The organism is Paenibacillus marchantiophytorum, from assembly GCF_014640555.1.
In the GTDB taxonomy this organism is placed as follows: domain Bacteria; phylum Bacillota; class Bacilli; order Paenibacillales; family NBRC-103111; genus Paenibacillus_E; species Paenibacillus_E marchantiophytorum.
In genome coordinates, this window is record NZ_BMHE01000049.1 from 20,344 (window position 1) to 37,204 (window position 16,861).

Genomic DNA, 16,861 nt, shown 5'->3' on the forward strand with positions numbered 1-16,861 from the left:
TCCCTGCCTCATTATTCGAACGTAAATTGAAATGTAGTTGAAACGCTTAAATTTCCCTGCTGACTTAACTTCCATGTGAAATCAAGGGCATAGCACTCACGTCGATTCTCGTAATGATCATCGTGGATGAACGTCTGGACTGACCAATCGAATTGACTCTGGTCGTAAGTCATGTACAGCCGCGCCTCATTCGTTGGCGCGATCAAGATCCGCCCATCCTCCAGCTGCCGCGGAGAATGCCATGATAGGAAGCGCTCCACAACGCTTTCCGGCGCTTCCGCATAAAGAAAGCTGTCCGACACCTCCAGCGTCGGCGGAACTGTCTTGCTCCACGTGAAGCGTCGCACTAGTTCTTGCAGCTTAGCTAAGCCATAGGCTCCAGCAATGTCCACTACAAACACATCCTGCGCGTCGGTTTGGCTGCTCTCGAGCACTTTCGCCCGATAGTCCGCCCCAGCTTGCTGGTACAAGCCATCGAGGATCGGAACGGAATGTCCCTGCGACCCATTGCACAGAATCTCGTAGCGTTCCGGCCCAAAATACGCGCGCGTATAGCGGCCGCTCCCCAAATCGGCAAGCAGCGTCTCTCCTTGGGCGTACACCAGGAAATTGCCAAGATCATTATGATTGTGCGGCTCATCATTATGGCCGCCTTTGGCTGCAAAGACGAACGTGCCTGCAGGCTGAATTTGTTTGGAGATGAGCCACTGCGCATCGGGTAAATAATAAGACGCTGTCGGCCACGGACTGCCTCCCGCATCCTCGCGCGACCATAACAAGTTCCGCAGCGCGGGTGCCCAGCGGCTGCAGTGGTCATCCCTAAAGCCAGCGCGCAAGGAAAGCTCCGGATGCTCAATCTCCGGATAAAGCTGTTTCAGATAGCTGCTGAGGCCCATGAAGATGCCCGCCTGCCAATGGGAGTCGGAGAAATTCACAACCTTCCGTCCATCCATGAAGCATTTCTGTTGGAACAAAGCTATCTGCCGTACCTTATCATCTTGGAACCAGTCCACGGCACCGCCGGTTCGCTGTTTAATCAAATCAGCGGCATACGTGAAGTAGCCGAAACCGTACTGCCAGTACATGTACCCTTCGGTACAGGCACCGTCTTCCTCGAAGCCGCTCAGGTACGAGGCCAGCGCAGGGAACACGCGCGTCAGGACCGCGGCTAGCTCAGCCTCATCCGGCAGCAGATAGATCGCTGCCGCGGCAATGGAGCCTCCGCAGACAGAGGCCCAGTTGTGCGTCTGCGTCTCCCACCTGCTGGGAGCCTGCGTCATCAGCGGCCGCAGCACGCGGCGCAGCACCTCTTCGCGAATCCTCACGCGAAGCAGAGCAGGCAGCGCTTCGCCGAGCAGCACACTGATTTCACTCAGCGCGAAGGCGGTCTCCGCGGAGAACAGATCAATCGTGAAAGCTTCCTCGGCACCTCGGCTGAGTCCTTCTGGACTTGGACTCCCCGTTATTGCCTCAGCACCTTGTTCGCGCATCTCCGGCCCCTGCATAATATGTGCCGGCAAACACCACGTATACTCGTCCAAGATGGACCAAATTGTATTCATAAGAGCTTCTGTATAGACGCCCTTCTCCTCTTCTAACCAAGCTAACAGACCAAATGTCGTCAAGCGATTCCGACGACGGAAATATACTTGCTCGTATTCAATTCGCGAGCCCTTGTCCGCGTATAAGCGAAACAAGGCGTAGCTGAGCTCTGGCATCGATGTCTCCAGCAGCTTGCTTCCCTCTGCCCGAATCTCCTCCACCAACTCCGCACCGTGTCTGCCTTGCAGCAAACGCGCCTTCACTTGCTCCGGCGCTTCTCCGTTTAACAGCAGCTGCAATGGCTCCATACTCACATTCCGCAAGGCAGTCTTCAAGCTTTCCAAGTTCCCAGTTGGTACATTCACTGTATTACGACCCACTTTCCTGAATGAAATGTGAAGGCATCTGCCCTCAGTCGTGTACGCTTCTTAGCGGCTCTTAATGGGGAAACAGGCAGGGCTGCCCTCAAGATCTTACGACCTTAGGGACAACCCAACTTATCTAAGCTATTTTGACTATATCAGAAACTACTTCTTAGCTGAATCAATAATTTTTTGTGTGCGGTCTTGCGAGTTTTTGATCATAACGTCTATTCTTCATTCAGCGCTTTTGATAAAAAATTACTATAATATGTTAAAATGGAATTTATAGTATCCAAAGAGTTTGATCACATAATTAAAAGTTAGTCTTACGGAAGGAGTTTAGCTAGCAATGCAACGATTTTTGATTTATACCCTAATTGTCGTCATAAGCTACTTTTCCGGAGTTCTATTTTACAAAACAACACAGAATCTACTTGCAATACCTGAAAAAAGTGAGATCGATCTACTATATCCCTGGGTAACCCTCTTTTTTTTATTCTTTGCTCTTCCGATTTATTTTGTAATAATCCTATTTCTTCGCCTATTCAGGGTTCGTTCAATCATAGTAAATACATTAATAAAGACAGTTATGTTAATAGTGTTTAGCTTGTTTTCAGCTGCTATGGTCCCTTTTATGTTTGGTGGTTTTGGCTATTTAGGAAGATCAGAATTTTTCTTTTCAGAATTTGCGGTCCTACTTTATTCATTTTTTATAGGAGCAGCCCTGTTATTTTCCATCAGTTCGTCCGTCGCGGATAGGTACCTGAGTAGGCAGGGCTGAGGTGGATCGAAACTGGAAGAGGCTAACAATAAGCACTCCCAGCTTGCTTATCCTCCAGAACAGCAGCCATTCGCACAAATAAGCACCCGCAGCTGCCTTATGGAATATAGATATACACTACACACTCTGCACGCAAAATAAGAGGCTGCCCCCAGTTTTTTCAACCGGGACAGGCTCTATTCTATGCTCATCGATACAGGCTCGAAGAGCTTCCATCTATTACACAGGTCGATCGATCTCAAACTGCTCGCCCAATTTCGCATAGGAATTGCCGGCTAACCGACTCACAGGCTGAAGTTTTTCGGCGTCGATACGACCTTGCTCATATAACGACTCGTCAATATGAAATTGCACGACTCGGCCAATTAATAAGTCAGCCGCCGGAACCCCTTCGCTGCCGCCCACTGGAATGGCTTGCTCCAGCACGCATTCCATCCGAATCTTGGCCTCTGCGATGCCAGGCACAGCGATCTTCACGCTAGCTGCCGGCGTAAGACCTGCCAAAGCAACTTCGCTTTCGTCCGGCAGCAGCGCAGCAGCAGTCTGATTAATCTGCTCTATATAAGACTCGTCAGAGATATGAACGACGAAAGCGCCCGTATCCACTGCGTTGCGCGAGGTATCCTTGCGTACGCCCTGCTTTCTTTGAACTGAGATAGCTACCATCGGTGGATTAGCCGTAACAATTGTGAAGTAGCTGTACGGAGCCGCATTCAGCACACCCGCTGTGGACAGGGAGGTGACGAATGCGATCGGCCTTGGAATAATACTGCCAATTAGGAGCTTATAATTCTCCCTTTCACTCTGATTGGTAGGATCTATAGGAATCATGAGCATTCCGCCCCCCCTTTTCACCTGATGATTTATGCAAAATGAGACTGATACCACACCGCCGCCGCATCCACTTCCGAGCGTGTCAGTTGATGCCCCGCTTGCTCCCAGTGGATCTCCACAGCTGCCCCTGCTGCACTCAGCAGTTGACTTAATTCTTCGGTCTCCTGCGGGGAACAAATCGGGTCGTTCTTCCCCGCCCCGATGAAGATCGGGGTTCCCGTCAGATCCGGCAGATGGACGCCGCGCCGCGGCACCATCGGATGGTGCAAAATCGCCCCCCGCAGCGCATCCGGGTAATGGAACAGCAGGCTTCCGGCGATGTTGGCGCCGTTGGAGTAGCCGATCGCTAAGAGGTTGCGGCGGTCAAAGCCATATTCCACGGCTGCCTCGTCTAGGAAGTCGTTCACTTCCTTCGTGCGGAAGATGAGATCTTCCTCATCGAAAATCCCCTCTGCCAGCCTGCGGAAAAACCGCGGCATGCCATTCTCGAGCACATTGCCTCTCACGCTGAGCACCGACGAAGTCGGTGCTATCGCTTGAGCCAAGGGCAAGAGGTCACGCTCGGTGCCTCCCGTTCCGTGAAAGAGCACGAGTACCGGAGCCGCTGCATCCGTTCCTTGCTGATAAATATGCTTCATCATTGTTGATTCGCCTCCAATACGCGCACTGCAATCGGTGGCAGATTGCTTTCAATTTGGGCACGGTTCTCTTCGAACCATTCCGGCAGCATCAATTTTTCACCCAGCGCTTCCGGTTGTTCGTCACGAGCAAAGCCTGGAGGATCCGTAGCAATCTCGAAGAGAATGCCGCCTTCTTCACGGAAGTAGATCGCGTTGAAGTATTGACGATCCACAATAGGCGTAGGTTGGAAACCATTCGCTTGCACATGCGCTCTCCAGAGAGCGTGCTCTTGATCATCTTTGGCGCGCCATGCAATATGGTGGACCGTACCTGCTCCGCCCACACCGTAGGCCATCGGAGTCACATTGATATCAATCACGTTGCCCAGATCACCGAAGGACGTAAAGCGGGCATAAGCTCCCTCTTGCCCAACTTTCGTAAGGCCCATGACCTGCTCAAGCAGCTGTGAAGTTTTGTCGGGAGCCGTACTGTATAGAACAGCGCCGCCGAAGCCTTTGATCGCTTTCTCCACAGGCACACCGCCGAATGACCACTGGCTCAGCGCTCCTTGTTCGCGTTCAACGATCTCTATTTTGAGGCCGTCGCGGTCCTCGAATTGCAGGTATGTCTCGTTGAATCTGACTGTTTTTTCAAAAGCGATGCTGAACTGTGTCAACCGATCTTCCCAGAAAGACAGGCTGCCAGTAGGCACAGCGTATGTCGTAATGCCGACTTGACCGCCGCCTATGCGTCCTTTGCGGGAATGAGCCCAAGGGAAGAAGGTGATGATGGTACCGGGACTTCCAGCTTCATTGCCAAAATACAGATGGTACACTTCCGGTGCGTCAAAATTGATTGTTTTTTTGATCATGCGAAGTCCGAGGATCCCCGCGTAGAAGTCTACGGTTTCCTGTGCGTTTTGTACGAAAGCGGTTATATGGTGAATCCCTGCAGTTTGTTGTTGTGTCATGATATCCAGCTCCTTAGAATTTAGTTTGTTTGAATGACAATATTTAAGTTTTAGTTATGTCCAGACCCAACGGGAATTAGTTGAGCAGCGCGTCAATCGAGTAAGTACCTGCGCCCATGATGGCAACAGCTACTGCAATGGCAAGCAACAGCATGTTATATTCGTAACCGCCGGCTGTAGCCCAATAGCCATTCTTGCCGTGTATTTTGACAATCGAGACGATCATCGTCATGGCAATCAGCGCCGCGGCGACAACCGTTCCTAATCCAGCAGCGAACAATAGACCGCCGACAAATTCCATCAATCCAGCGATGACAGCCATTGCAACACCGGGTTTAATGCCAATGGACTCCATCCAACCACCGGTTCCTTTGGGCCCGTAGCCTCCGAACCAACCGAACAGCTTCTGTGCCCCATGCCCTACAAAACTTAATCCTACAACCAGTCTAATAACTAAAAGTCCCAATGCGATACTCATGATCTTTCTCCTCCATTTTAAGAATCTTTATTTTAAGATATTTGATAAAAGGTTAAGCAGTTAACGCCTCTTGACGAGGGCAACTACTTAAAACCATCCTGAGCAAACTTGCCTAGCTTCTTCAATAATTGACTGGCAACCTTCTTTTCCTCCTGCGTAAGACCCGCTACTGCGTTCTCAATAACCAAGGTATGCTGAGGAAAAATATCTTCGATATACTGCTTTCCTTTGTCCGTAATCTCTGCGTAAATGAGCCTGCGGTCCTCGGTTGATGTCTTGCGCTTCACGAACTCCTTCTTCTCGAGTTTATCCACGACATAAGTGATGTTGCCGCTGCTCATCAGCACCTTGCTGCCAATCTGTTGAATCGCTTGTGCACCTTTATGATATAAAAGTTCGAGCACACCGAACTCGGTGCGGTTCAAACCATGTCTTCGAATATCGCGGTCCCCGTGGGCATTCACCCATTCACTGGCTCTGGAAAGTGCAATGTAAAGATCTAAAGAATCATTCCTTGCTTCACTCATCTTCGTTCACCTCATTTCCTAGTGTTCGTCGTCTGCGTTGCAACTATCTTGAATTAAAGATACTTTATTTAAAGATAAATGTCAACAGGTATTTTATAAAAAAGTACTGTCCCAAAAGATAATGAACTTTTGAGGCAAGTTCCCTTTACGAACTCAATACCCTTTACTTGCTCAAAATAGGGCATTTAAAAAATCTAACGAATCCCCGATGCGTTATTCAAGCAAAATGATCTCCATTCCGCCTAAAATTTGCTCGATAACGCCAACTCAGTTCATTAGATCTTCAAAGTAGCCAGTTTTTCGTGTATAAGCATCATGCAGTTCATTAGAATGACAGATTTGGTTGTGCGGGGACGTAGGGCTGCGGGGGCGCACGGCTGCGGGGGCTCGGGCGTGGGGCTGGCGTGGGGCTGGCGTGGGGCTGGCGCGGGGCTGGCGCGCGGAGGCTCGGAGGTGGGGCTCACGCGCGGGGCTCGGAGGTGGGGCTCACGCGCGGAGCTGGAAGGCAGAGCGGCCGCCAGCGGCACTCAGTTCTGCTGTTCTGCTGTTCAGCTGTTCTGCGCGGAAAGTAGGTGTCGCCGCAAGTCAATGAACCTTGAGGCAAGCTCCCTTACGAACTCAATACCCTTTATTTGCCCAAAATAGGGCATTTAAAAAATCTAACGAATCCTCGATGCGTTATTCAAGCAAAATGATCTCCATTCCGCCTAAAATTTGCTCAATAACGCCAACTCAGTTCATTAGATCTTCAAAGTAGCCAGTTTTTCGTGTATAAGCATCATGCAGTTCATTAGAATGACAGATTGGTTGTGCGGGGCTGCGGGGCTGCGGGGCTGCGGGGCTGCGGGGCTGCGGAGGCTCGGGCGTGGGGCTGGCGCGCGGTGGCTCGGAGGTGGGCTCACGCGCGGAGCTGGAAGGCAGAGCGGCCGCCAGCGGCACTCTGTTCTGCTGTTCTGCGCGGAAAGTAGGTGTCGCCGCAAGTCAATGAACCTTGAGGCAAGCTCCCATTACGAACTCAATACCCTTTATTTGCCCAAAATAGGGCATTTAAAAAATCTAACGAATCCCCGATGCGTTATTCAAGCAAAATGATCACCATTCCGCCTATAAATTGCTCGAGAACGCCAACTCAGTTCATTAGATCTTCAAAGTAGCCAGTTTTTCGTGTATAAGCATCATGCAGTTCATTAGAATGACAGATTTGGTTGTGCGGGGCTGCAGGGCTGCGGGGGCGCACGGCTGCGGAGGCTCGGGCGTGGGGCTCGGGCGTGGGGCTGGCGCGCGGAGACTCGGAGGTGGGCTCACGCGCGGAGCTGGAAGGCAGAGCGGCCGCCAACGGCACTCAGTTCTGCTGTTCTGCTGTTGCGCGGAAAGTAGGTGTTGCCGCAAGTCAATGAACCTTGAGGCAAGCTCCCTTTACGAACTCAATACCCTTTATTTGCCCAAAATAGGGCATTTAAAAAATCTAACGAATCCCCGATGCGTTATTCAAGTAAAACGATCTCCATTCCGCCTAAAATTTGCTCGATAACGCCAACTCAGTTCATTAGATCTTCAAAGTAGCCAGTTTTTCGTGTATAAGCATCATGCAGTTCATTAGAATGACAGATTGGTTGTGCGGGGGCTCGGGGGTGCGGCTGATGCACGCAGCCCGAACGCCGCTGGTGCGCGCGGCCCGAACGCCGCTGGTGCGCGCGGCCGCCCGGCGGCCGCTCGGAAGGCTGCCCTATCGCAGCCTATTCACCCCACAACAGCCTCGCCTTTCTGCAGCTGATACATCTTCGCGTAGCGGCCGCCCAGCGCCATCAGCGTGTCATGATTGCCGCGCTCGGCGATCTCGCCGCGGTGCAGCACAAGAATCTGATCCGCATCGCGGATCGTGGACAGCCTGTGCGCGATGACGAGCGTCGTCCGCCCTTCGCTGACGACCTTGAGCGCCTGCTGGATGAGCCCCTCCGTCTCGCTGTCGATGCTCGCTGTCGCCTCATCGAGGATGAGGATCGACGGATCGAACGCGAGCGCTCGCGCGAAGGAGATAAGCTGCCTTTGGCCGGAGGACAGCGTGCTGCCCCGCTCCACGACCTGCTCATCATAACCGTTAGGCAGCTGCTCGATGAACGTCGCTGCGCCGACATCTCGCAGCGCGCTTTTCACACGATCCAGTGAAATATCTTCCTCATAGAGGCTGACATTGAACTTGATGTCCCCCGCGAATAGGAACGGATCTTGCAGCACAATCCCCATATCCTTGCGCAGCGCCTGCTTCGACATCTGTGTGATGTCGTTGCCATCTATCGTGATACGGCCCTCAGCAGGCTCGTAGAAGCCAAGCAGAAGGTTCATGATCGAGCTTTTGCCAGATCCCGTATGCCCGACAAGAGCGACCGTCTCCCCTTTGCGGGCCTCGAATGAAATGTGCTTGAGCACATTCTCCCCTTCTTTATAAGCAAAAGTAACGTTTTCGAATTTCACTATGCCTTCCGGGCGCGCGGTCCGTTCAACTTTCTCGACGTCCTGACCTTCCATGTCCAGAATCGTGAATACTTTATCTGCGGATACAAACGCGCGCTGCGCATTCGTCAATTGATCGAAAATCCCAATAATCGGTTGGAAAATCCGCCCCAGATAATCAATAAAGGCATAGAAAACCCCAAACGAAATCACCGCTTGCAGCGAGGCATGGCCAAAATACCAGATGACCATCGCGGTCACTAAGCTCCCAATCGTACCTACAACATTTCGAGAGGATAGGGCGTAGATGCGGAACTGCTTGACCTGATTCACATAGCGATCCTTATTCAGGACTTCGAATTCTTCCAACGTCACTTTCTCGCGGCGAAAAGCTTGAATAATCGGCATCACCACAATCGATTCATTGATCATAGCATTCATATCGCTAAGCCTTGCTCGCATGATGGTGATGAAAATCTTCGAATATTTCAAATGAATCCTCATAATCAGCACAAAAATAGGCGGCAGTACTAAGCAAAAAGCGGCCAGCTTCCAATCCAAAATGAATAATGCCACATAAATACCGACTAACTGCATCATGCTGACGACGAAGGTGGCCATGAAGCTCATGAACAAGTCCCGGACAGCTTCTGTATCGTTGGCAATTCTCGATACCACTTGCCCGATCGGCGTGTTATCGAAGTAGCGCAGGCTGATACGCTGAATGTGGCGCATTAAATCCATGCGCATATTCTTGATGATTTGCAGCGCTGTGGATTGCAGCAGATACGCCTGCGAGTAGTTGCAGACGCTGGCTATGAGCAGCAGGCCCATATAGAGGCCAATCAGCTTCAAGACGGGTCCCATTTGGCTAACGTCAGGTGTGAGATGCTGATCAATAATGGTTTTGGTTATGTAGGGCCCTGCAAGCTCGGCGCCTACGGCACAACATAGAATAAGCATAGCGCCGATAATTCTGAATTTATAGACGAGTGCATAAGCAATCAGCCGTCTCGTCGTTGTTGGTTGTTGTGGATGCTGAAGTTGACTCATGGCATCCTCCCTTCTTTCGCTCCGTTATTCTTCCAGACTCGCTTCCATCTGTTGGCGTTCCCATTGTTCCCGATACCAGCCGCCGAACTGCATAAGCTGTTCGTGGGTCCCTTCTTCAAGAACCCGCCCTTCATCGAGCACCAGAATCCAGTTCGCGTGGCTCACAGCCGATAGGCGGTGCGTCGTGATCAATGTTGTCTTGCCTGCGCGTTCTTGGCGGATGTGGCCCAAGATGCGATTCTCCGTACGAGCATCTACCGCGGACAGCGAATCGTCCAGCAGGAGGATTTCAGAGTTGATAAGCAGGGCTCTGGCAATCGCTAGACGCTGCTTCTGCCCACCGGATAGCATCACACCATTTTCACCTACAATGGTCCCCAGGCCTTCCGGCATTTGGCTAATATCCTGTGTAAAAGAAGCCATCTCAATCGCTCTCGCAATCTCCTCCGGCGAAGCGTCGTGCTTGCCTAGCGCCACGTTATCACGGATTGATTTGGACAGCAGCAAGTGCTCCTGAGGAACATAGGCTACCCAGCCCTTCACTTGATCCAAAGAGATCTGTTCAATAGAAACACCAGAGATGCGCAGCTTATCCGATTCAATCGGAAACTGGCGCAGCAGTTGTTTGAGAAGTGTGCTTTTGCCACTGCCCGTGCGACCAACAATGCCTAACGTCTGCCCGCGTTCCAGTTGGAAGGAGACATTCGCGAGACTTGGGTGATTAGCCGTCGGATACGTGAAGCTTAACCCCTTCATTTCAATACTCTCCGGTTTATGGACGGCGATTGGCTTAGGCACATCAACGATATCCGCTTGCTGCGTCAAAGCTTTATCCAAACGGTCTGCCGAGGCGCTTCCGCGCTGAAGAACATTAATAAACTCCCCGAACGAAATCATCGGCCAGATCAGCATACCGAGATAAATATTGAAAGAAATCAGCTGCCCCAGCGTAATTTCCTGATGGAAGACCAGATAGGAGCCATAGCCGATCCCAATCGAATAGCTTAATCCTACAATCAACGTTGTAAGCGGCTGAAAAAGTGCATTTAACATAGAAACGCGTCTGTTCTTATTCATCACGTCGGACGTCACTTTATCGAACGCCGTTAGATCATGGTCCTCCTGTACATAGGAGCGCAGAACTCGAATTCCCGAGATCGACTCCAGCGCATGATCATTCATTTGGCCGAAAGAGGCTTGGGCCGCGAGGAAGCGTGTTCGCACGCTTTTGCCCAGCTTATTAATAACCAACACCAAAAAAGGCAGTGGAATGAGCGCAGCTAGCATTAATTTGTAACTAATTAGAGAAACCATGGTGATAATGACCACGGAGGCGCCAACCAGGGTATGAACAAGCGTCATCACGCCATAACCAGCAGTCTGACCAATCGCCAGCACATCATTCGTTGCCAAAGCCATTAACTGTCCCGTGCTGTTGCGCTGAAAAAAAGCCGGTGACATTTTCGTCAAATGCGTTAATAAACGACCTCGAAGCACCTTCTCAATCAGCGCAGAATTGCCGAACAGTGTCGTAATCCAGATAAACGCCATCACATACAGCACTAAAGACAGCCCCACAAGTAAAAGCACGGTATGACTCAAACTGGTTTGCGTTAAATCTCCGTTGCGAATATGGTCAATGGTATTTCCGATCATTTTAGGAGGAATCGTTGCTAATAAATTAACGCCGATCAAAAGTCCAATAGCAAGCACATAGTATTTCCATCTTTCTTTGAAGAACCACTGCAATTTGATCACAAAAGACAAGCTTTCCACCTCTTTCCATATGCGTACTTCCTGATTTTATCGGTTCATCTTGGGGAAGTCTACTACCTATCTCGTTTTATAATGAATCTTTCCTGCAACATTTCTCAGACTCCCCTCGTTAGAAGAGATAGACAACCTACAAAACTTACATACAGGAAGGAATTAAAACCAATGAAATCTACGATGAAAAAAACGCTAGCTGTTCTCTCCCTAACCGCCATGATGACAACAAGTGCAGCTTATGCGGCAACGGATGAAACAGCTCAACCTATATCCATAATGCCCATCAATGCTCCAATTTCTATAATGCCTATCAACGCGCCAGCTTCCTCCACAATCACTGTTCAGGTAAATGGCGGCGCTATTAATGAACATGGTTACCTGAAAGCAACCGCGACAGAGCCCATGCTGCCGCTGCGCGCAGTGACAGAAAGCTTAGGCTTCACCTTGACTTGGAACCAAGCCACGATGTCCGTTGATTTGAATAAAGGCAATGTCTTCACAACCGTTAAAACAGGCGAAGATCGCTATGCCATTAATAAAATGCTTACAACCCTCGGCACGGCGCCTGAGCTCGTGGATAACAAGCTTTATGTGCCTGCTTCCTTTGTCAGCAAAGTGCTGCATGGAACGGTGAAAACAGAGGGAACTTCGGTATCCGTAGCTCTGTCTGAAGACCAAAAGAAAGTGCAAGCGACTGGCGTTATTACGTCCATCCGTACCAATGGCAATGATGCCTCCATTCAAATTCAAGGTGTCAACACAGAAGGTCTCGTTCTTAATGTAAGCAAAGATACAGAGTTTCAAATGTTGGATGGCACGAAGCTTAGTTTGTCCGATCTTCATATCGGTTTAACCGTCTCCGCTGAACATTCGATGATCGCAACGCTTAGCTTGCCGCCGCAAACGCCTACTTCCAAAGTCACTGTACTGGACAAGGCCAAGCACGTTGGCACTATTGGCACAGCGGGTGTGGTCGAAGAAGTGCGTACAGATGATAAAGGCAACAAAAGCATCCTGATCAAGGGGACAGGACTAACAGAAACGGCTCCAGGTGAAGTGGTTCTGCAGTTGACCAACGACACCGCTATTGTTGATAAAAACGGGGACAAAGTGGATCAAGCCAAACTCGTGAAGGGCGCAAACGTCATCGGATTCTACGGTCCTGCCTTGACGAAAAGCTTGCCGCCGATTGGCAACGCATGGAAAGTCATTGTAGCTGCTAAATCCGAATAAGCATATGATGTGAGAAATCTTCCGCGCTTCTGCTGGAGGATTTCTTTTTGCTATTCTTTGTGCATCCCAAGGTATCACACTGTCCAAATGGCTCGATTTTTGGTACAATAACTGAAAATTCATTCGAATAAGGGGACTCATATGGAATACATTAGCACGCGTGGAAAAGTAGAACCCCTCGGCTTTATCGACGCCATCCTGATGGGCTTGGCGAACGACGGTGGTTTGCTTGTACCAAAAACGATCCCGCAGCTCTCAAAGGAAACACTGCAACAGTGGCAGAATCTGTCCTACTCGGAGTTAGCGCTTGAAATCTTCTCCCTGTATGTAAACAACGAAATCCCGCGCGATGAGCTGAAACAGCTTGTTGACGACAGCTACGCGACATTCCGCGACGAAGCGGTAACACCTGTTAAACGTTTGAACGATGGCACGTATGTGTTGGAACTGTTCCACGGACCTACTTTTGCGTTCAAAGATATTGCCCTGCAATTTCTAGGCAACCTCTACGGCTATGTTTCTCGGAAAACGAACTCCATCATCCATATTCTTGGGGCAACATCCGGCGATACCGGCGCTTCGGCCATTGAAGGCGTGCGCGGCAAAGAGGGCATTCGTATCTGCATCCTTCACCCGCACCAAAAGGTAAGCCAAGTACAGGAACTGCAAATGACAACGGTTGACGATGCCAACGTGCTGAATCTTGCAGTTGAAGGCACTTTCGATGACTGCCAGCGCATCATCAAGGAGCTTTTTGCCGATGTTGAGTTCAAGCATCGCTACCATTTGCGCGCGATTAACTCGATCAATATCGCTCGTATTTTGGCGCAAACGGTGTATTACTTCTACGCCTACTTCCAATTGGCGAAGGACAATCAAGCCGAGAAGGTCAACTTCAGTGTGCCCACAGGGAACTTCGGTGATATTTTTGCCGGATATCTGGCTCAGAAGATGGGGCTTCCGATTCATAAACTCATTCTCGCTACGAATGAAAACAATATTCTCGAGCGTTTCGTGCGAGAGGGCGTCTACCAACCAGGCGCATTCCGCGGCACCTACAGCCCGTCCATGGATATCCAAGTCGCCAGCAACTTTGAGCGCTACTTGTTCTATCTGTACGGTGAGGATGCTCAGGCTGTTACGGCCATCATGGATCAGTTCAAAGCCGAAGGCCGCGTCGTTATCCCTGCCGACAAGCTGCAAGTCGTGCAAGCTGATTTTGCCGCATATGGCGTGCAGAACGAAGAGTGCTTGGATACTATCAGCACTTACTATGAGAAATATGCGTATTTGTTAGATCCGCATACGGCTTGCGGCGTTGCCGCTGCCGATCAAATCGTCGCTGACGGCGAAGTCACGGTGGCGCTGTCCACCGCTCATCCCGCTAAATTCGATGAGTCGATCCGCCTGCGTGGCATTAAGCAAACCTATCCAGAGCAAATCCAAGCCCTATTCGATAAACCCCAATTCCAAACGGTTGTTGGCGGTTCGAACGACGAGATCAAGGATCAGCTCGTGAAATTTTTCTAACTAATAGAAGAGGCTGTCCTCAAGGTTGTATACCTTGGGGACAGCCTCTTGTTATTTAAACTGCTTGGGGAACTGCTGAATGACGCCTTCCGAGAGGAAATCAGCGAGCATAATCAGATGGTCCACGCCTTTATCGAACTCAGCAATATCGGCATCCCAGTCCTTTTTCAGCCTCGCCGTCACATCGATCGTGATCATATCCAGATGCTTATAGAGGATATCCTTGAGCGCTTTCTCTGACCAATAGGGGTTGGCTTTGCTCAGGAATACAGCGAGATCATCCGCGTTGCGATACCACTCTTTATTATATTTCTCGAAATCAGCCTTGTTGCTGGTTTTGGCGGCATCCAGCACTTTGCCTGCCAGCAGAATATGCTCCTTCAATAGTTCTGCCAACTGATTGCCGGCCGCTTCGCCGTAATAAGGCTTGAACGCATTGCCAATATCTTGCTGGTTTTTGAGCAGCCTATTCAGCGTTTTCTCTTGATCTTCGAGGCCAGCGATATCGCTGATAATGTAGTTTCTCGTCCATAGAGCGTGCTCAATCCATAGCCTCCTGAGATCATTCTTGAGATTGACCATCGATTGCGTGTATTTTTGCTTCTTGACGACCGCATGCTCGTCCATTTTGGCCTCCGCCTGCATGGGCGCAACGCTTAAAGCAATTGCTACTGATAACAATGTTACCTTGAGGAACTTGCCTTGCATCTACATCTTCTCCTTTTAAGGCATGATTTGGTGAACAGTCCGTTTATTGTTAGCCTCTACCAAATTTTCATGCACGAAAAATCAGCCCTCCGACCGATATCCGTTCTCCCCTAAGTCGGAAGACATGATCTTGCTGTCATGCTATTCTTAAAGTAATGGATTACGCGACTATACGAATAGGAGTTGACGATGTTGAACATGAATCGAAGCGCCTTTCTAGGCCCTATCTTGATTCTTTTAGGTATTTTTATGTTTCTAAAAGGGGAAAACACCTTCTCGACCGGAACGATTTTCGAGTATTTCTGGCCGACATTGTTCGTCATTCCCGTCGGTATCTTTTTCCATTGGATGTACTTCTTCATCCTACAGCGCAAAGGAGTCGGCATGCTGGTTCCTGGCGGCATCATACTGACAGCCGGGGTCGTTTGCCAACTCTCCGCCTTGTTCGATATCTGGCATCTCACTTGGCCAGGCTTCATGCTCGCTGTAGCTGTCGGCTTGTTCGAATTATATTGGTTCGGTGGCCGTAACAAATGGCTGCTCATTCCGATCAACATTTTGACCGTGATGTCGCTGTTGTTCTTCGCCATTTTCTCCATTGGCACCCTCTTCGGCACCCTGTTCCACAATCAATCGATTATCGCGATTGTCCTCATTATAGCCGGCGGCTTGATGATGATTATGCGCAACCGCCAAAAATCGTACTAGCACGCTTGCTCCTACGGTTTTCCTATTAGGCTTAGCCAACCACGCAGAAGAACCCGCTCGGCCAAATGCCGACACCGCGGGTTCTTCTGCGCTTTATTTAGCCCACAACCAGACTATCCTCTGTGGAGCGTTTGATCTGCTTGCTGCGCAATTGTCCACAAGCTGCATCAATATCTGTTCCATGCTCCAGGCGTACGCTGCAGCTGATGCCTTGCTTTTTCAATGTATCGTAGAAAGCCCGTACGGACTCCCGCTCACTCCGCTGATATTGACTGTGCTCATCCACCGGATTGTAGGGAATCAGGTTCACGTTAGCGAGCTGGCGGATATGCTGAATTAGCTCAGCAAGCTGAAGCGCGTGCTCCCTGCCGTCGTTAACATCCTTCAGTAAAATGTACTCCAGCGTAATTCTGCGGTTCGTCTTCTCTAGATAGTACTCAATCGCAGCCATCAGCTTCTCAATCGGAATACCGCGGTTAATCTTCATGATCCGCGTCCGCAGCTCATTCGTCGGGGCATGCAAAGAGATCGCCAAATTCACCTTCAAGTCGGAATCCGCGAACTCCCTGATTTTATCAGCAAGACCGCTGGTGGATACCGTAATATGCCGTGCGGCAATATCCAAGCCCTTTTGATCTTTCACAACCCGGATGAAATCGACCATGTTTGTGAAATTATCGAACGGCTCGCCAATCCCCATCACGACAATATGGCTGACAGCTTCGTTCTCACCCTTGCGGTCCAGATGAAATTGGACTTTCATGATTTGTTCCACGATTTCCGCGCTGGTAAGGTCGCGGCTCTTGGCCAGCAGTCCGCTCGCGCAGAAACTGCAGCCGATATTACAACCGACCTGCGTGGTTACACAGACGGACAAGCCATATTTATGTCGCATCAGCACGGTTTCGATCAAATTGCCATCGTACAGCTTAAAAAGAAACTTGATCGTGCCATCCGCTGATTCTTGTTTTAAATGTTCGGTCAATGTTTCCGTGACGAAGTGAGCTTCCAAAGTGTCCAGGCAGTCTTGTTTCAGATCCGTCATCGCAGAGAATTCGGTGACCCGCTTCCGATATAGTCCATCCCATACTTGGAGAGCGCGCGATTTTCTATGTCCATGTTCTGCCAACGACGCGGTCAGCTGATCAAACGTTAATCCATAAATGGATTGTTTATTCATTGGTTTTCCTCTTTTCAAGACTTTCACTTGCAGTCCTATTCTACTAAGCAGCCGAAGCATACCATCTGTTTATTATTGTGCCAAAAATCGCTCTTGAAAACAAGGGCCGTTCC

13 protein-coding genes are annotated in these 16,861 nt (G+C 50.0%); 3 read left to right on the top strand and 10 right to left on the bottom strand.

Annotated features, from left to right (window positions below; translation table 11 throughout):
* Window positions 1–11 precede the first annotated feature (11 nt).
* The 8 genes from IEY34_RS29480 to IEY34_RS29515 form a co-directional block, all read right to left on the bottom strand.
* The gene (locus tag IEY34_RS29480; RefSeq protein WP_189018826.1) at window positions 12–1,907 is read right to left on the bottom strand and encodes a heparinase II/III domain-containing protein; all 1,896 of its coding nucleotides are present in this window, start codon (window positions 1,905–1,907) and stop codon (window positions 12–14) included.
* 997 nt (window positions 1,908–2,904) lie between these two features.
* A complete protein-coding gene (locus IEY34_RS29485) occupies window positions 2,905–3,516 on the bottom strand; it encodes a flavin reductase family protein (RefSeq protein ID WP_189018827.1) in 612 nt (203 codons plus the stop codon).
* A 32-nt stretch (window positions 3,517–3,548) separates the two neighbouring features.
* Window positions 3,549–4,157, bottom strand: a complete 609-nt coding sequence (locus IEY34_RS29490; RefSeq protein ID WP_189018902.1) for an alpha/beta hydrolase — start codon at window positions 4,155–4,157, stop codon at window positions 3,549–3,551.
* Window positions 4,157–5,110 (bottom strand): ring-cleaving dioxygenase, encoded by a 954-nt coding sequence (locus IEY34_RS29495; protein WP_189018829.1) that lies wholly within the window; start codon window positions 5,108–5,110, stop codon window positions 4,157–4,159. The genes IEY34_RS29490 and IEY34_RS29495 overlap by 1 nt, the downstream gene beginning before the upstream one ends.
* 76 nt (window positions 5,111–5,186) lie before the next feature.
* On the bottom strand, window positions 5,187–5,588 hold the full coding sequence (locus IEY34_RS29500) for a DoxX family protein (protein WP_189018831.1): 402 nt from the start codon (window positions 5,586–5,588) through the stop codon (window positions 5,187–5,189).
* 83 nt (window positions 5,589–5,671) lie between these two features.
* Window positions 5,672–6,115 (bottom strand): MarR family winged helix-turn-helix transcriptional regulator, encoded by a 444-nt coding sequence (locus IEY34_RS29505; RefSeq protein WP_189018833.1) that lies wholly within the window; start codon window positions 6,113–6,115, stop codon window positions 5,672–5,674.
* 1,740 nt (window positions 6,116–7,855) lie between these two features.
* The gene (locus tag IEY34_RS29510) at window positions 7,856–9,619 is read right to left on the bottom strand and encodes an ABC transporter ATP-binding protein (RefSeq protein ID WP_189018835.1); all 1,764 of its coding nucleotides are present in this window, start codon (window positions 9,617–9,619) and stop codon (window positions 7,856–7,858) included.
* A 24-nt stretch (window positions 9,620–9,643) separates the two neighbouring features.
* Window positions 9,644–11,386: an ABC transporter ATP-binding protein gene (locus IEY34_RS29515; protein WP_189018837.1), complete on the bottom strand. Its 1,743-nt coding sequence runs from the start codon at window positions 11,384–11,386 to the stop codon at window positions 9,644–9,646.
* A 171-nt stretch (window positions 11,387–11,557) separates the two neighbouring features.
* On the opposite strand from IEY34_RS29515, the gene IEY34_RS29520 reads away from it, so the two are divergent.
* Window positions 11,558–12,622: a copper amine oxidase N-terminal domain-containing protein gene (locus IEY34_RS29520; protein ID WP_189018839.1), complete on the top strand. Its 1,065-nt coding sequence runs from the start codon at window positions 11,558–11,560 to the stop codon at window positions 12,620–12,622.
* A gap of 141 nt (window positions 12,623–12,763) precedes the next feature.
* Window positions 12,764–14,152: a threonine synthase gene (gene thrC, locus IEY34_RS29525; protein WP_189018841.1), complete on the top strand. Its 1,389-nt coding sequence runs from the start codon at window positions 12,764–12,766 to the stop codon at window positions 14,150–14,152.
* A 51-nt stretch (window positions 14,153–14,203) separates the two neighbouring features.
* On the opposite strand, the gene IEY34_RS29530 is transcribed toward thrC, so the two are convergent.
* The gene (locus IEY34_RS29530; protein WP_189018844.1) at window positions 14,204–14,860 is read right to left on the bottom strand and encodes a glycosyltransferase; all 657 of its coding nucleotides are present in this window, start codon (window positions 14,858–14,860) and stop codon (window positions 14,204–14,206) included.
* Window positions 14,861–15,058: 198 nt separating this feature from the next.
* Here IEY34_RS29530 and IEY34_RS29535 point away from each other — a divergent pair, with 198 nt between their 5' ends.
* Window positions 15,059–15,568: a hypothetical protein gene (locus IEY34_RS29535; protein ID WP_189018904.1), complete on the top strand. Its 510-nt coding sequence runs from the start codon at window positions 15,059–15,061 to the stop codon at window positions 15,566–15,568.
* Window positions 15,569–15,665: 97 nt separating this feature from the next.
* Here IEY34_RS29535 and rlmN read toward each other — a convergent pair whose 3' ends face one another.
* Window positions 15,666–16,748, bottom strand: coding sequence for a dual-specificity RNA methyltransferase RlmN (rlmN, locus tag IEY34_RS29540; protein WP_189018861.1), 1,083 nt, complete (start codon window positions 16,746–16,748; stop codon window positions 15,666–15,668).
* Window positions 16,749–16,861: the final 113 nt, after the last annotated feature.

Excerpts from the sequence above, each read along its gene's own strand:
- IEY34_RS29485 (WP_189018827.1), bottom strand. The coding sequence starts at position 3,516 with ATGATTCCTATAGATCCTACCAATCAGAGTGAAAGGGAGAATTATAAG.
- IEY34_RS29490 (WP_189018902.1), bottom strand. The coding sequence starts at position 4,157 with ATGAAGCATATTTATCAGCAAGGAACGGATGCAGCGGCTCCGGTACTC.
- IEY34_RS29495 (WP_189018829.1), bottom strand. The coding sequence starts at position 5,110 with ATGACACAACAACAAACTGCAGGGATTCACCATATAACCGCTTTCGTA.
- IEY34_RS29500 (WP_189018831.1), bottom strand. The coding sequence starts at position 5,588 with ATGAGTATCGCATTGGGACTTTTAGTTATTAGACTGGTTGTAGGATTA.
- IEY34_RS29505 (WP_189018833.1), bottom strand. The coding sequence starts at position 6,115 with ATGAGTGAAGCAAGGAATGATTCTTTAGATCTTTACATTGCACTTTCC.
- IEY34_RS29510 (WP_189018835.1), bottom strand. The coding sequence starts at position 9,619 with ATGAGTCAACTTCAGCATCCACAACAACCAACAACGACGAGACGGCTG.
- IEY34_RS29520 (WP_189018839.1), top strand. The coding sequence starts at position 11,558 with ATGAAATCTACGATGAAAAAAACGCTAGCTGTTCTCTCCCTAACCGCC.
- thrC (WP_189018841.1), top strand. The coding sequence starts at position 12,764 with ATGGAATACATTAGCACGCGTGGAAAAGTAGAACCCCTCGGCTTTATC.
- IEY34_RS29530 (WP_189018844.1), bottom strand. The coding sequence starts at position 14,860 with ATGCAAGGCAAGTTCCTCAAGGTAACATTGTTATCAGTAGCAATTGCT.
- IEY34_RS29535 (WP_189018904.1), top strand. The coding sequence starts at position 15,059 with ATGAATCGAAGCGCCTTTCTAGGCCCTATCTTGATTCTTTTAGGTATT.
- rlmN (WP_189018861.1), bottom strand. The coding sequence starts at position 16,748 with ATGAATAAACAATCCATTTATGGATTAACGTTTGATCAGCTGACCGCG.